Below are 14,320 nucleotides of genomic sequence, written 5' to 3' on the forward strand. Positions count from 1 at the left end.
GGCTGCCGCCGTTGTGCGTGGCCGATGCCGAGGGTTTCGGTGTGGTGCCGGCGGAGGCCGACGACTCACCGCCACCGGAGGGGGGTCCGGCAGCGGGTTGCGGGCTGCCGCCGTTGTGCGTGGCCGATGCCGAGGGTTTCGGTGTGGTGCCGGCGGAGGCCGACGACTCACCGCCACCGGAGGGGGGTCCGGCAGCGGATGTGGTGAGGCCGGCGAGCGCGACGGCGAGCGAGACCGCCAGTGCTAGCGATCGCACGGGCCGTCGTCGCGGGCGCCCGGCGTGGTGCCGCCGGTCGGCCGGCGAGGTCGGCCCCGGGCGCGGTTCGGCCGGCAAGATCGGCTCGGGCACCTCGTCCGCCGGCAACGTCAGCTCGGGTACCTCGTCCGCCGGCGAGGTCGGCTCGGGCGCCTCGTCCGCGGGGCTGCTGTGGCTCGCGGGTGCGGCCGATGCCACGGTGCTCGTGGTGTCTTGGGGCGTCGGTGCCCGCCGGGCAGCGGGTGGGCGGGTTCGCTTCCGTGCCGCGACTGCCAGGATCCACCGGCGGTGCAACTCCACGCGTTCCTCGGGGGAGGCTCCGCAGAGTGCGGCGAACCGCTCGATCCCCGTGAAGTCCAGGGGAACCGCCTCTCCGGCGCAGTAGCGGTGCAGTGTGGAGGCGTTCATGCCCAGACGGCGGGCCAGCGCCGCGTAGCTGCGGTCTGTGCGCTCCTTCAGACGCGTCAGCAGCAACGCGAACTCCGCTACATCATCGTGGATTGCATCCATATGGCCCGTACTCGCATCCATCCATCGGCCTGTGCAGTCATGTCCCGATCCGGGACGGCATCCCAGGCACTGCCCCGTACCTGTACGTCCATACGGCTGGGATGGTTTCAGGGTTGAGCCGTTGCGCCATCCCTCTTTCTCCGCAGGTGACGTCTCTGACCTGGTTCTCAGCCCGTCGTGCCGGACGGCGTCTCGGTCTCCGTCTCCGCGGGTGTGTCCCCGGTGCTGCCGGGGGCGAGGCCGCAGGTGGCGGAGTTCGATGCCCCGTCCTGTCCCGTCAGCTGCACGACGACCTGGCCGTCGACGTCCTCGCTGTAGGCGATCGTGCAGGTCAGCTGACGTAGAGCGGTGCTGTCCAGGCCCTCCAGGGCAAAGGGCAGGCGGATCGTGACCCTGCCGCCCGAGGAGGGCTCGACCTCGACGGTCCCGCCGGGGCGGGCGGTGGGAAGGGAGGTGCCCAGGCCGGCGGCCCGGTCTTCCTTCCCCGGACCGCCGAGCAACGCCATGACGACCTTCTCCGTCGGCACCGTCCCCGCCCTGTCTTCGGCGCCCGCCTCGACGTATGCGCCGCCGAACCCGCGCGAGGACACGGTCTCCCGGAACACGGGGATCACCTCTCCGTCGGGGGTACGGAAGAAGAGCAACATGTCGTACTCGCGGTTGATGAACGCCTGGACGGTGGCAGGGCCGCCCGCCTCGATGACGTCGGTCTCCTGGATACCGCAGCCGCTGAGCAGCGGTACGGCGGCCGCGAAGGCGCAGGCGACAGCCGACACACGTCGCCTCATCCGCCGGCCTCATCCGCGTGAAGGGGGATCTCGACGGTGAAGACGGCACCGCCTTCGGGGCGGTTCCCCGCGCGGATCGTGCCGCCGTGCAGCTTCACGTTCTCCAGGGTGATCGCCAGTCCCAGGCCGCTGCCCGCCGAGCGGGTGCGGGCGGCGTCGGCCTTGTAGAAGCGGTCGAAGATGTGCGGGAGCGATTCGGGGCGGATGCCGGGTCCGCTGTCCGCGACCTCGGTGATCAGCACGGGCGTGCCCGGGGAGCGTGCCTCGGTGCGCAGGCGTACCGTGACGGGCGCGCCGCCGTGCCGCAGGGCGTTGCCGACGAGGTTGGCGATCACGACGTCGAAGCGGCGCGGGTCGAGCCGGGCCCGGATGCCGTCGGGGAGTTCGACGCGGACCCGGTCGTCGGTCCAGTGCCGGTTGTGGAGGGTCTTGCGGATGGCCTCGGCCACGTCGACCTCGTCGGCGTTCAGCTCGGCCGCGCGGGCGTCGAAGCGGGAGATCTCCATCAGGTCCTCGACGAGCACGGCGAGCTTTCCGGTCTCCGCGCTGACCAGCCGGACCGCCCGGGCGGTGTCGGCGTCCAGGCCGTCAGCGTCCTCGTCGAGGACCTCTGTGACGGCGAGCATTCCGGCGAGGGGGGTGCGCAGTTCGTGCGAGACGTCGGAGGCGAAGCGGCGCGCGCGTTCCTCGGCCTCGCGCAGTTCCCGTACGGACCGCTCCAGTTGGCCCGCCGACGCGTTGAAGGTGCGTGCCAGGTCCGCCAGTTCGTCGCTGCCGCGCACCGGAATCCTGGTGTCGAGTCTGCCGCTGCCCATGTTCAGGGCCGCCTCGCGCAGCTTCCGCACCGGGCGCAGCACGCTGCGCGCGGCGATCAGGCCGGGTATCAGCGCGACGGCGAGGCCGGGCAGGGCGCCGTCCCGGCCGGCCATGAGGAGGGCGTCGACGTTGACCTGCTCATCGGTCAGCCGCATGACGGCGTACAGGACGAGTCCGCTGGGCAGCACGCTGTTCGGGCTTGCCTTGAAGACGGTGGGCATGGCCATCGTCAGGTAGGGAACGCCGTCCTTGACGACCCGTTCGAAGCTGCCGTGGGGGTCGGCCCGCGCGGCGCGGCGCAGTTCGGGTGTGATGACGGTGGAGACGGGGTTCTCGCCCGAGGAGGCGCGGAGCGAACCGTACTCGGCGAACACCACCCAGGGGTGGGGCTTGCCCTTGCGGGCGATGTCACGCAGGACTTCCTCCAGGCCCTCCTCCCGCACGGGCAGGGTGAAGCCCGTCTGCTGGACGTGGTCACGGAACGAGGAGACCGCCGTGTCCTGGGCGGTCTCCAGCAGCGCGTTGCGGGCCTCGCGGTAGGTCAGCGCGGCCGTCGTGCCGGCGCTGACGGCGGCGACCAGCAGGAAGGCGAGCAGCAGCCGGGTACGCAGCCCGAACGCCCTGCCCCGCGACCGCTCGCCGGTGGTCACAGCGGCCCGAAGCGGTAGCCGAAGCCCCGCAGTGTCTGGACGTAGCGGGGGCTGCCGGCCTCGTCCTCGATCTTGCCGCGCAGCCGGGCGACGCATGCGTCGACCAGTCGGGCGTCGGCGTGGAAGGTGTGCTCCCAGACGTGTTCAAGGAGTTGCTGCCTGCTGAACACCTGCTCGGGGGCGGCGGAGAGGTGCAGCAGGAGCTTGAGCTCCGAGGGCGCGAGCGCGAGCGGCCGGCCGGCTTTGGTGACGGTCAGTCCGACCCGGTCGATGGTGAGTTCGCCGTAGACCTCGATGGCCGGGCGGCCCGATCCGCTGTCGTCGATGCGGCGCAGTACGGCACGGATCCGGGCCTCGATCACCTCGGGGCGGGCGGGTTTGACGATGTAGTCGTCGGCACCGGCTTCCAGGCCGATGACCACGTCGAAGTCGTCGCCGCGCGCGGTGAGCATGATGATCGGCAGCTGGCTGTGGTCGCGGACCTGCCGGCAGACCTGTACGCCGTTCATTCCGGGCAGCATCAGGTCCAGCAGCAGCAGGTCGGGGCGGAATTCGGCCAGCGCGGCGAGGCCGGCCTCGCCGGTCGCGGCCGCCCGTACCTCGTGGCCGCGGCGGCGCAGACCGAGTTCGACCCCCTCGCGTACGGAGGGATCGTCCTCGATGAGGAGCACGCGGGGCATCGGCAGTTCTCCCTCGGTGATGGTCAGGTCAGGTCCGGGTCCGGGTCCGTCGCCGGCGTACGCCGGAGAGCAGCGCGTCGAGTTCGGCGAGTCGCAGCGGACGGGTGAGCAGGGCGAAGGTGAGGACGACGACGGCCGCGCCGGCAGTTGCGGCGGCCAGGGCCCCCGCCCGTGCCGCGCCCAGGGCCGCGAGGTGGCCAAGGGCGGTGGCGGGGACGGCGGCGAGCAGCAGCCGCGCGTGCGCGCCGACGGCGGACGAGCGCAGGGGGCGGGCGACGGCGAGCCGGCGGCTCAGCACCAGCCCGGTCAGCGCCCAGCCGGCGCACAGTGCCAGGGAGTACGCCGCCGCCATGCCCGTCACGGCCCAGCGGGCCGGCAGCAGGTGTGCGGCGGCCAGGGACAGTCCCGCGTTGAGGGCGACGATCACGAGGTTGAGCAGGAACGGCGTACGGGTGTCGGAGAGCGCGTAGAAGGCGCGGGACAGGACGTACTGGCCTGACAGGGCGACGAGTCCCGGCGCGAAGGCCATCAGGATCCCGGCCATGGCGGCCGTGTCGTCGGCGCCGGTCCTGCCGTACCCGAAGACGAGGGCCATCACCGGCTGGGCGAGGGCGAACAGCGCGCAGGCGGCGGGGACGACGGCGGACGCGCAGACGCGCAGGGCGTGGGAGACGTCGCGCCGCACGGCGTCGGTGTCCCCGTCGGCGGCGGACGCGCTCATCCGGGGCATCAGCGCGGTCACCACGGAGACCGTGATGATGCCGTGCGGTACGACCCACAGGGCATAGGCGTTGTTGTACGCGCCGTATCCGGGGCCGCCGTCGAGGCCCGCGGTGGTGGCCAGCCGGGTGGTGACCCAGTAGGCGGCCTGGTTCGCCAGGACCAGCAGGACCAGCCAGCCGGCCGCGCGCAGGGGGCGGGTCAGTCCGCTGCCGCGCCAGTCGAAGCGGGGCCGCCAGTGGAAGCGGGCCGCGCGCAGCGCGGGGACGAGGGCGAGTGCCTGGACGGCGATACCGGCGGTCGTGCCCCAGCCGAGCACGGCGGTCTCGGTCGCGGTGAGCGTGTCGCCGCCGCCCATGGCCAGCGCCAGGTACAGGCCGAAGACGGTCATGACGACGAGGTTGTTGAGCACCGGCGCCCACATCATCGCGCCGAACCGGCCCCGTGCGTTGAGTACTTGTCCGAGCAGCGTGAACAGTCCGAGGAAGAAGATCTGGGGCAGGCAGTAGCGGGCGAGCGCGGTGGTCATGGCGGCCTGCGGGCCGGTGTAGTCGGTGTACGCGTCGACGATCGCGGGAGCCGCCCATACCGCGCTCGCGGTGATCGCCAGCAGGGCGACGACGCAGACGGTGACGAGACGGTCGGTGTACGCGGCGCCCCCGTCGTCGTGCTCCTTGGCGGCCTTGACCAGTTCGGGCACGAAGACGGCGTTCAGCGCGCCGCCGAGGAGCAGCATGTAGACGATGGTGGGAAGGGCGTTGCCGACCGCGTAGCCGTCGGCGGTCGGCCCGATGGTGCCCAGCGCTGCCGCGACCACGGCGGACCGGGCGAACCCGGTGGCCCGGGAGACGATGGATCCGGTGGCCATGACGGCACTGCCGCGGGCCGTACTGCTGCGTGCCGTGGAGGCCGCCTTCGTCGCTTCCGCGCTGTCCGTGCCGGCCGGTGTCGTATGGGTCATCGGCGGTTCAGGTACGCCTGGAAGGCGCGGTAGAGCGCGTGGTTGGCGCTGCCGCCCAATGGTCTCTCCCATTCCCCCAACGTCTCGACGACCTGTCCTCCGGTGCCGAGCTTCCACCGCAGCAGTCCGTACGCACGTTCCTCAGGATCGAGTGTGGAGGGTACCCCGCGCATGTCGTAGACGTCGGCGCCCATGGCGTGGGCGTCCAGCAGCATCCGCCACTGCAGGGCGTTGGAGGGCCGGACCTCGCGACGGTGGTCGGCCGAGGCGCCGGTCTGGTACCAGGCCCTGCGGCCCACCGTGATCAACGTGTGGGCGGCCAGGATCTCTCCTCCGTGACGGGCGAGGTACAGCTTCATCCGACCCGGTTCCTCGGCGTTGAGCGCCGCGTACTGACGCTCGTAGTAGGCGAGCGAGCGGCCGAGCCGGAAACCGTCGCGTCGCTCGGTGATGCCGAGCAGCCGGTGGAACTCGGGGAGTTCCGCCGCACTGCCCACCACCACCTCCACGCCCTCCTTCCGGGCCCGGCGCACATTGCGGCGCCACTCCTGGTTGAGCCCGGACCACAGATCCTCCGTGGTGCGTCCGGCGAGCGGCACCTGGAAGACGTGCCGGGGCTGGGCGTCCCCGTCCCCGTCCGCTCCGGTCCCGTCACCACCGCAGCGGCGCCAGCCGCGGGCCCGCAGCCGCTCGGCGACTGCGGTGCCGAGCGGGTCGACCTCACTGGCGAGGACGTCGCCCAGGCGCCGGCCCGGTCCGGTGAGCGGCTTGAGCAGCGCGGCGTCCCAGCGTCGGTAGGCGGGCGACGGGCCGATGCGCACGGCGAACGCGCCCGCGCGGCGCAGGTGTTCCAGCAACAGACCGAGCCAGCCGTCGACGTCGGGGTCGTTCCAGTCGGCGACGGGCCCTTCGGGAAGGTAGGCGAAGTACTTGCGGGTGCCGGGGAACTGCCGCAGCAGCACCAGGGCCACGCCGGTCAGTTCGTCTGCCTCCGGATCCGGGCCCCAGCCGAGCAGTTGGGCGCGCCAGCCCTCCTTGACGTCGGCCCAGGACGGGCACTGCAGGAATCCGGCGCCGAGGGCGGCGCCGTCGGGGGACGCGAGAAAGGCGCGGTAGGTCTCCGCGGGGATGGTTCGCAGGGCCACGCCCCGGTTCCGTGCCTGGGGCACGCGGCTGGGCGGCACGAGCAGCGCTGACACAGTCTGAACCTCTCCTTCTCCCCGGGCCTGTCGCGGGGACGCAAAGGATGCTCACAGCGGACCATGACCGCTCCGCGCGGCGAATGTGACCGGACCATGACCGTTCCTCACCAGTCGCCGTCACATTGCTCCATAGCGGCTGACCTCGGGTTTTCCGGCTCTACAGTCACGACATCGGCTACTCGCCCACCCCGTTCTCGTCCCTCCCGGAGGTCCTGTTGCCCCGCACACGCGTACTCGCCCATGCCCGGGTCCGGGCCGCCGTCGTGGCCGCCGCCATGGCCGCCCTGCTGGCGCCGCTCGCCGCCTGCTCGTCGGGCGCCTCCTCCGCCACCCGGGACACCGAGGGGACGCCGGGCGCCGACGACCGCCCGGTCGAGGTCACCGTCACGCCGACGGGAGAACAGGTCCCGGCGGGCAAGCCCGTGCGGGTCACGGCCACGGGCGGCAGGCTCACCTCGGTGACCGTCGCCGACGCCGAGGGCCACAAGCTCGCCGGCAAGGTCGCCGCCGACGGCCGGTCGTGGGTCTCCGACCGCAAGGCCGCACCGGGCGCGGCGTACACGGTGACGGCGGCGACCCGGACCGAGGGCGGAACCTCCGGCAGCGCCAAGGCCGCCTTCACCACGGCTCCGGCGGACAAGGTCAACAAGGTCGACTGGCGACCGGGCACCGACGCCACCGTCGGCATCGCCCAGCCGATCTCCCTGGTCTTCGACAACCCGGTGAAGAACCGGGCCGAGGTCGAGAAGCAGCTGCGGATCACCACCTCGAACAACACCGAGGGCTCCTGGGGCTGGATAACCGACTACTCGGGCAGGGACCGGGTGGACTGGCGGCCCAAGGAGTACTGGAAGCCCGGAACCAAGGTCACGCTGAACGCCGAGTTGAACGGCACCGACTCGGGCGCGGACGGCGGCTGGTTCGTACGCGACTACACGAGCACCTTCACCATCGGCGCCCAGCAGATCGTCAAGGTCGACCTCGACAGCCACCACCTCACGCTCGTACGTGACGGCGAGACGGTCCGGCGCATACCGGTCTCCGGCGGCACGCCCGGCGGTGACAAGCGCTCCTGGCGCGGAACCGCCGTGCTCATGGCCAAGGAGGGCACGATCAACATGAACTCCGAGACGGTGGGCCTGGGCAACGCCTACGACAAGATGGTCGACTACTCGATGCGACTGACCTGGTCGGGCATGTACACGCACGCCGCCCCGTGGAACGCCCGCTACTTCGGCAACGCCAACCAGAGTTCCGGATGCATAGGAATGAGCGACGCGAACGCGGCCTGGTTCTATGCGCAGGTGCGGCCGGGCGACCCGTTCGAGATCACCGGCAAGGACACCAAGGGCGTGGTCGCGCCCGGGAACGGCTTCGGCGCGTGGAACCTCTCGTGGACCGAGTGGCAGCAGAAGAGCGCGCTGCGCTGAGAAGCGGTCCGCCTTCTGAGTCGCGGTCCTGAGTCACGGTCCTGAGTCGTCCAGCCCGATCGGGAGATCAGTTCTCCGACACACGGAACCATTCGGTGCCGCCGAGCAGGTGCTCGTAGACGGGACGGCCCCGGCTGCCGCTGGTGCGGAACGGAATTCCGTGGTCGTCGATCCGTATGGTTCCCTGCCGGCCGCCGCTCGACCACAGCAGCTCCACGTACCAGGTCACATCGTGGGCACTGGCATGGGCGGTGATGTACAGCACCTCGGGATCGGACCGGCTGACCTTGTAGGGGACACCGCGCTGGCCGGCCCTCGGCACGACGGCGGGGTGACCGGCGTCGAGGTCCGTGACGAACGACCTCGTCTCCACGCCTCCGCCGCAGCCCGACGACCCCAGGTAGGCGTTCCAGGCCGGGGGCACGTTCGAGTCGACCACCCGGACGTGCAGGGACTCGATGACGACGGTGTCGTCCCCGGTGCCCTGAACGGTCAACGCCACCCGCTGCCCGTCGGCGGCGACGGCGCCGTGCGACGTCACCCAGCCCGGCAGGTCCTGCCCCATCACCGGCGGCGAGACTTCGCCGGGAGGCCGGTCGATCAGGTACTTCCCCTCGCACTGCGGGTCCTCCCAGGCATAGGTGCGGGTGGTCACCGTCAGCGGGACCTCATCGGCGTCCTGGGCGCGGCCCGTGTCGGCGCTGCCTGCCGACGGCTTGGCGTCGGGCGTCCCGGGGGCCGGGGCCGGGGAGCCGCTCGGGCGCGCGGAGGGGGACACGGACGCCGATGGGTGCGTCGTGGAGGAGGCGGAGGGCTGTCGTCCGGCGGAGGTCACGGTGCCGGCCGGCCGGCCGTTCTCCGCCGGGTCCGTCCCCCCGCCCTTCAGGTCGACCGTGATCGCGGTGGTCACGGCGACGACGACGGCGGTGCTCGCGGCGATCAGGGCCCACCGCCTGCGGGCGGTCCGCAGGAGCATCGGCGTACGGCGGGCGGGTGCGGCCGTCTCCGGCGACGGTTCGGCGACGGATCCGGGAGGGTCTCCGTCCCCGGGCTCGCTCATGCGGGCCTGCGCGGAGCGTGGTTCCGGGCCCGAGCCGGAGGCGGACGCTCCGGCCCGGTCCGCGGAGTCCGGTCCCGCGTCCGCCGCGGCCCGCCGGACTCGTTCCCGCGCCGCGTCCGCCAGGACCCAGCGCCGGTGTAACTCGGTCAGTTCCTCGGGAGTCGCCCTGCACACCCGGGCGAAGCGGGAGAGGGCCGCGTTGTCGGCCGGTACTCCTTCCCCCTTGCAGTACCGGTGCAGCGTCGAGGTGCTCATGTGCGCCCGCTTCGCCAGAGCCTCGTAACTCAGCCCGGACCGCTGCTTCAACTCACGCAGCAGCGCCGCGAATTCAGCGATCTCCTCAGCCGTCCCCACCGGTCCCCCATTCCGTTCGACATCCCGAGAAGGTCACGTTTCCCCAGGTCAGAGCCGGTACGCGCATCCCGGCGTCCCGAAACTCCGGATGGAATGGCGGAGGGGACGCCGCATGGCACAGGCTTGGGCCATCCAAGCACGGCGCCTCGCCGGACACGGTGATCGGCCCGCTCGACTCCGCTGTCACGGCCCGCACTTCCGGCGCGCCCACGCACCCGTGCAGCACGACCAGGACCGTGCGGCACGACCAGGACAAGACCGACCGACACAGTTCACAACTGGAAGATCATCTTCCTGATGTTCAGAGAAAGCAGTCCCTTCATGCGTAGCAGCACCCGTCTCGCCTCCCGCACGGCCGCCTCCTCCATGGTCGTCGCCGCCCTCGCGCTCGTCGGCTTCCAGGCCGCCGGGGCGACCGCCTCCGCCGCCACCACGAAGGCGTCCTCGGTCGTCACCTGCACCACGGCGAACACCGAGCTGACGGTCTCCGAGGTGTCCCGCCCGATCAACCACCTGCTGCTCAAGGCCACCAACACCGGCACCAAGCCGTGCTACGCCTACAGCGCCCCCTTCCTGAGGGCCGGCGCCGACGCCCAGGCCCCGCTGCCGTGGGCCGAGGAGACCACGCCGCAGGCCGTGCTGACGCTCAAGCCGGGCCAGTCCGCGTACGCGGGCATCACGACCTACTCCCCCGACGGCGAAGGCGGCAGCACCACGAAGACCCTGGGCGTGTTCCTCGCCGACAAGAACGGCGGCGCGACCGGCACGGAGAAGACCCTGAAGCTGCCGAACGGCGGTGTCTTCTTCAACAGCGCCGCCGTCGTCACCTACTGGCAGGACAACGCCGCGGACGCACTCTCCTGGTAGCCGCCCCGGCGGCCCGCACGACACAGCCACGAGGCCCCCGCCGATCTCCCGGCGGGGGCCTCGTGCGGTGCCTCGTACAGGGCCTCGTACTGGGGCCTCGTACTGGGACCTCAGGTCCTGACCGTGAAGTAGAGCCAGCCGCTCCACGTGCTCAGGTTGGAGGTGTCCTGCGTGCCGCGCTCGTACTGGGAGCGGACCCGGAACTTCTGGTTGAGCGCGTTGGTGAGGGTCAGCTGGGTCTTCGCGGTGCTGTTCGAGGCCAGGGTGAAGCAGCCCGACGTGGTGAGCGTGTGCCAGGCTCCGCTGTAGTACTGCTGGACCTGGAAGCGCTGGCACTGACCCGCCTTGTTCGGCGTCACGGTCGCGGTCACCGTCGGCTTCACCGTGCGGTGGTAGACGCGGTAGGTGAGGCCGCTGTACGTGGTGCTGGTGTAGTAGCCACCGAGCGTCGTCGCGACCTTCGCATAGGCGTTGACGGCACGGGTGACCGCCGCCGGCGCGTAGCGGTGGTCGCCCGCGAAGGACGCCGTGAAGGTCGTCCTGCGGTTGACCTTGTACGTGGCCGTCAGGTTGCCCTTGGCGTCCACGGTCCCCGTCTTGACCAGCGTCTTCGTACCACCGTAGGGCGTGGCGTAGATCGAGACCGTACGGCTGTTGTACGTCGTGCCGAGGTGCGCGGTGACGGTGGCCGTCGCGCCGTACGTGTACGAGGTCGCGTTGGTGGTGACGGACATGGCCGTCGCCGCGCGGGACACCTGGACGATCGCGGAGGTGGTGGCCGCCCGGTGGGAGGCGTCGCCCGGGTAGCTGACCGTGTAGGTGTTGGCGCCGCCGATGGACGGCGTGTCCTTCACGGTGATCGTGCCGTCGGCGGCCACGGGCGCGGTCCACTTCACCGGCGTCGTGGTGTGGGCGGCGTCCGTGCGGGAGACGGTGACCGTCTGGCCGCTGCCGTACGGGGCGTCACCGAGCTTGCCGCCGAAGGACAGGGCGGCCCCTCGGGTCGCGGTCGCCGGGGCCTTCAGCGTCAGGACCGGGGCGTACAGGGAGACCACCAGGCCCATGCCGGCGGTCGTCGGCTGGTGGGTGGCGTCACCCTCGTACGACAGGATGTACGTGAACTGTCCGGCGGTGCCCGGGGCGTCGGTGACCGTGAACCGGGTGGTGTCCGGGTCGACCGGGACGGACGGGAGCCGCACCGTCTCATGAGACACGCAGGCCGGACCTTAACCCTTGGCAGTGACATGCCGTCCCGCGGGTCCCCTCGTGCTCCCCTCACGCTCAGCGCAGGCGTCGCGGACCGCTCTCCCGCTTCCGGGAACCGGGTGCGGGCGCCTCGGCCTCCCGCAGACCGGGGGTCGCGGCGAGCGCGGCGTCGTACCAGTCGCCGTAGCGGCCGGCGAGGAACGAGGCCGACATCCCGTGCAACAGGACACTGAGGCCGATGGTGACCGCGATGACCCGGCCCAGCAGCCCGATCCCGGGCACGTGTTCCTCCACCAGAAGGAGGCCGAAGACGACGGAGGCCAGGCCACGGGGGCCGAACCAGCCGACGTAGGCCACGGTGGGCGGCCGCAGGCCGGCGCCGGTCAGCGCGAGGGCCACCGGAAGCATTCTGACCACGGTCAGGCTGAGCACCGCGTACGTGACGATCCGCCAGTCCAGGTGCTCGAGCGCCGGGCCGAGCAGGACCGCGCCGAAGACCAGGAAGCTCAGTGTGCCGAGCAATCCGCCCAGGTAGTCGGCCAGGTCGGCGGTGTGCGCCTTGGTCGGCCTCGGGCCCGCCGGCTCACCCTTGCGCAGTGCGAGGCCGAAGGCGAAGCCCCCCGTCCAGGCGGCGATGAAGCCGCTTCCGTCCACGGCCGTTGCCACGCTGTAGACACAGAAGGCCACCGCCAGGACGACGATCTGCTGCCATTCGTCCGTCGCCCAGCCACGGGCTCTCGCGACGGTCAACAGCCGTCCGCCGAGGCCCCCGAGGGCCAGGCCGAGCACGGTGCTGAGCACCAGTGCCCGCCAGAACACGCCGGCCGCGCCCTCCTCGGAGGTGACCGTGCCCGGGACGGCGGCGAGGAACAGGATGAAGAACGGCAGTACCAGACCGTCGTTCAGGCCGCTCTCCACGTTGAGCCCGTGGCGCACGAGGGGCGGGACCCGGGGGCTGAAACTGGCGACCTTGCCGAGTGCCGCGTCGGTGGGGGCGAGGATCGCGCCGAGCAACGCGAGCTCCCACAGCGTCAGCCCCGGAAAGAGGGGCCAGGCCAGCAGCCAGCCCGCTCCGATGCTCAGCGGCAGGCCGACGGCCAGCAGGCGCCGCGGCAGGAAGCCGCCCGTGCGAAGGTCCCTTCGCCGCACGGTCATCGCGTCGGTGAAGAGCAGGAGCGTCAGCGCGGCCTCGACCAACGCCAGCACCCGGCCGGCATCGTGCCCCAGGTCGAGAACGTCCAGACCGATCGGACCGATCGCCACCCCGAAGCCGGTGAACACCATCGGCGCCGAGACTGGCGTCGAGGCCAGACGGCGGGAGAACAGCGCGTAGCCCGCGGTGACGGCCGCGATCGCCGCCCCGGTCCAAGCGCTGCCACCACTCATGACGTCCCCATCGGAGATCAGTGTCACGCCAGGACGAATGCCGAAGACGGCACCGACACGCGTGGGCGGACAGCTATGGACAGTGCCGTCCTGGCTCATGCAGAACCTCACCGATGACCACCTGCACGCCCGGAGCATCCGCGAGGAGGGGACGATCCTGACCGCCGCGGGCGAGGCGTGGCCACGCGGAACAGGCGCACGCGGAACGGACGGCACGGCAGCAATGAAGCGGGGGAGCCATGTCCGGGCGGAACCTGGGCCGCCGGGTTCAGTGACCGGCGGTGCCGTCGCGCAATTGCGCTGCCGCTTCCTGGTACGCCTCGGCGGCGCGGGTGAAGTAGTTCGGCGCGGGAGGACATGGACCAGGTGGAGAAGGCGCGGGAGGACTACGACGCGGCGAAGGGCCGCGCCTGAGCGGACCGCGGCTGCCGGACGCGTGAGCCGGCCGCGCACACCGGACGCGGCCGAGCGCCGTCACGGCCCGAGGATGCCGGGCGCCGTCACGGCCCGAGGATGCCGAGCGCCGTCACGGCCCGAGGATGCCGGGCGCCGTCACGGCCCGAGGATCAGGGCGCGGCAGGGTGCCGAGAAAGGTGTGTCCGGGGCGCCTGGGGCGACGGGCCGCCAGCCCCAGGACCGCAGGGCCCGAAGGGTCGTCGCGTCGCCACGGTCCACCAGCGTGACACCGAGCACGGCGGGATCGTCGGCGCATCCGGCCGTGGCGTGGTCGTCCTTGGCGTGGTCGGCGAGGCCGTCGGCTGTGTGGCCGGCGAGTCCGGCGGTGTGGTCGGCGAGTCCGGCGGTGTGGTCGGCGAGTCCGGCGGTGTGGTCGGCGAGCAGCCGCCGTTGCAGGCGCCGGGCGAGGTTCCAGTCACGGCCCTGGTTCTGGGTGCGTACCCGGGAGTGGACCACGAGCCCGGAGATCGCGAAGAGCCTCCCGGAGGCGGCGAGCGGAAGCAGCTCCCTCGGGAGATACCCGTCCAGGCCTCGCCACCACGGCCCGTGCGCCCGGACCGGGAAACCGTAGGCGCATCCCGCCAGTACGACGCCTTCCCCGCGGCTTCCCACGCCGACCACGCGGCCCACGACCCCTTCGCCGTGGCCGGCCCGTTCCTCGAACACGCTCCGCTCCGCGATCAGCAGGGCGAAGCCCGGTCGCTGCACCTCGCCGGCGAGCCGGCGCAGGAACTGCTCGCGGTCGTGGTTCCAGGCCCGTGGATCGCCTCCGGCGGTCTCCGCGTACAGGTCGCCGAGTTCCTCCAGCCGGTCCTCGATCTGCCAGCGCGACAGCGGGCGGATGCGCTCCCCCTCCAGGGGCGACGGCCCCTGCGGGCCCCTCCGGCCGGGCACGTTCACGGTCATGAGGCGAGTCCTGCCCCGGGTCCGGACAGGACCGGCCCGGCGTCGACGTTCGCCGAGAACGGCACCGCGTGG

12 protein-coding genes are annotated in these 14,320 nt (G+C 71.9%); 2 read left to right on the forward strand and 10 right to left on the reverse strand.

What is annotated here, in order from left to right; translation table 11 throughout:
• The 6 genes from ACZ6D7_RS41095 to ACZ6D7_RS41120 form a co-directional block, all read right to left on the reverse strand.
• A partial coding sequence (locus ACZ6D7_RS41095) for a helix-turn-helix domain-containing protein (protein WP_469502288.1) occupies positions 1-787 on the reverse strand: 787 nt, incomplete at its 3' end.
• 146 nt (positions 788-933) lie between these two features.
• Positions 934-1,554 carry a hypothetical protein gene (locus ACZ6D7_RS41100; RefSeq protein ID WP_469502291.1) on the reverse strand — a complete coding sequence of 207 codons (621 nt, stop codon included), beginning with the start codon at positions 1,552-1,554 and terminating at the stop codon, positions 934-936.
• Positions 1,551-3,116, reverse strand: a complete 1,566-nt coding sequence (locus ACZ6D7_RS41105; protein WP_469502294.1) for an ATP-binding protein — start codon at positions 3,114-3,116, stop codon at positions 1,551-1,553. Before ACZ6D7_RS41105 ends, ACZ6D7_RS41100 begins: the two co-directional genes overlap by 4 nt.
• A complete protein-coding gene (locus ACZ6D7_RS41110; protein WP_469502296.1) occupies positions 3,017-3,700 on the reverse strand; it encodes a response regulator in 684 nt (227 codons plus the stop codon). Before ACZ6D7_RS41110 ends, ACZ6D7_RS41105 begins: the two co-directional genes overlap by 100 nt.
• Positions 3,701-3,728: 28 nt before the next feature.
• Positions 3,729-5,381: a murein biosynthesis integral membrane protein MurJ gene (gene murJ / locus ACZ6D7_RS41115; RefSeq protein ID WP_469502298.1), complete on the reverse strand. Its 1,653-nt coding sequence runs from the start codon at positions 5,379-5,381 to the stop codon at positions 3,729-3,731.
• Positions 5,378-6,580, reverse strand: coding sequence for a lipid II:glycine glycyltransferase FemX (locus tag ACZ6D7_RS41120; protein WP_469502305.1), 1,203 nt, complete (start codon positions 6,578-6,580; stop codon positions 5,378-5,380). The genes murJ and ACZ6D7_RS41120 overlap by 4 nt, the downstream gene beginning before the upstream one ends.
• Positions 6,581-6,858: 278 nt before the next feature.
• Here ACZ6D7_RS41120 and ACZ6D7_RS41125 point away from each other — a divergent pair, with 278 nt between their 5' ends.
• Complete coding sequence (locus ACZ6D7_RS41125; protein ID WP_469502431.1) at positions 6,859-8,013, forward strand: L,D-transpeptidase; 1,155 nt, start codon at positions 6,859-6,861, stop codon at positions 8,011-8,013.
• A gap of 67 nt (positions 8,014-8,080) precedes the next feature.
• Here ACZ6D7_RS41125 and ACZ6D7_RS41130 read toward each other — a convergent pair whose 3' ends face one another.
• The gene (locus ACZ6D7_RS41130; RefSeq protein ID WP_469502311.1) at positions 8,081-9,427 is read right to left on the reverse strand and encodes a helix-turn-helix domain-containing protein; all 1,347 of its coding nucleotides are present in this window, start codon (positions 9,425-9,427) and stop codon (positions 8,081-8,083) included.
• Between the two features lie 321 nt (positions 9,428-9,748).
• Between ACZ6D7_RS41130 and ACZ6D7_RS41135 the strand changes: the two genes are divergently transcribed.
• Entirely contained in the window at positions 9,749-10,294 is a 546-nt protein-coding gene (locus tag ACZ6D7_RS41135) for a DUF4232 domain-containing protein (protein WP_469502317.1), read from the forward strand.
• Positions 10,295-10,404: 110 nt separating this feature from the next.
• Here ACZ6D7_RS41135 and ACZ6D7_RS41140 read toward each other — a convergent pair whose 3' ends face one another.
• From ACZ6D7_RS41140 to ACZ6D7_RS41150, 3 genes are all read right to left on the reverse strand, one after another.
• Positions 10,405-11,508, reverse strand: coding sequence for a hypothetical protein (locus ACZ6D7_RS41140; RefSeq protein ID WP_469502320.1), 1,104 nt, complete (start codon positions 11,506-11,508; stop codon positions 10,405-10,407).
• 67 nt (positions 11,509-11,575) lie between these two features.
• Positions 11,576-12,886 carry a cation:proton antiporter gene (locus ACZ6D7_RS41145; protein WP_469502323.1) on the reverse strand — a complete coding sequence of 437 codons (1,311 nt, stop codon included), beginning with the start codon at positions 12,884-12,886 and terminating at the stop codon, positions 11,576-11,578.
• 552 nt (positions 12,887-13,438) lie between these two features.
• Positions 13,439-14,248, reverse strand: coding sequence for a hypothetical protein (locus ACZ6D7_RS41150; protein ID WP_469502326.1), 810 nt, complete (start codon positions 14,246-14,248; stop codon positions 13,439-13,441).
• Positions 14,249-14,320: the final 72 nt, after the last annotated feature.

The sequence above is a fragment of the Streptomyces sp. NPDC041784 genome, from assembly GCF_055591025.1.

Bases quoted from the DNA above. Each gene is read 5' to 3' on its own strand.
- ACZ6D7_RS41110 (WP_469502296.1), bottom strand. From the start codon at position 3,700: ATGCCCCGCGTGCTCCTCATCGAGGACGATCCCTCCGTACGCGAGGGG.
- ACZ6D7_RS41135 (WP_469502317.1), top strand. From the start codon at position 9,749: ATGCGTAGCAGCACCCGTCTCGCCTCCCGCACGGCCGCCTCCTCCATG.
- murJ (WP_469502298.1), bottom strand. From the start codon at position 5,381: ATGACCCATACGACACCGGCCGGCACGGACAGCGCGGAAGCGACGAAG.
- ACZ6D7_RS41105 (WP_469502294.1), bottom strand. From the start codon at position 3,116: ATGCGTCGCCCGGCTGCGCGGCAAGATCGAGGACGAGGCCGGCAGCCC.
- ACZ6D7_RS41100 (WP_469502291.1), bottom strand. From the start codon at position 1,554: ATGAGGCGACGTGTGTCGGCTGTCGCCTGCGCCTTCGCGGCCGCCGTA.
- ACZ6D7_RS41145 (WP_469502323.1), bottom strand. From the start codon at position 12,886: ATGAGTGGTGGCAGCGCTTGGACCGGGGCGGCGATCGCGGCCGTCACC.
- ACZ6D7_RS41125 (WP_469502431.1), top strand. From the start codon at position 6,859: ATGGCCGCCCTGCTGGCGCCGCTCGCCGCCTGCTCGTCGGGCGCCTCC.
- ACZ6D7_RS41150 (WP_469502326.1), bottom strand. From the start codon at position 14,248: ATGACCGTGAACGTGCCCGGCCGGAGGGGCCCGCAGGGGCCGTCGCCC.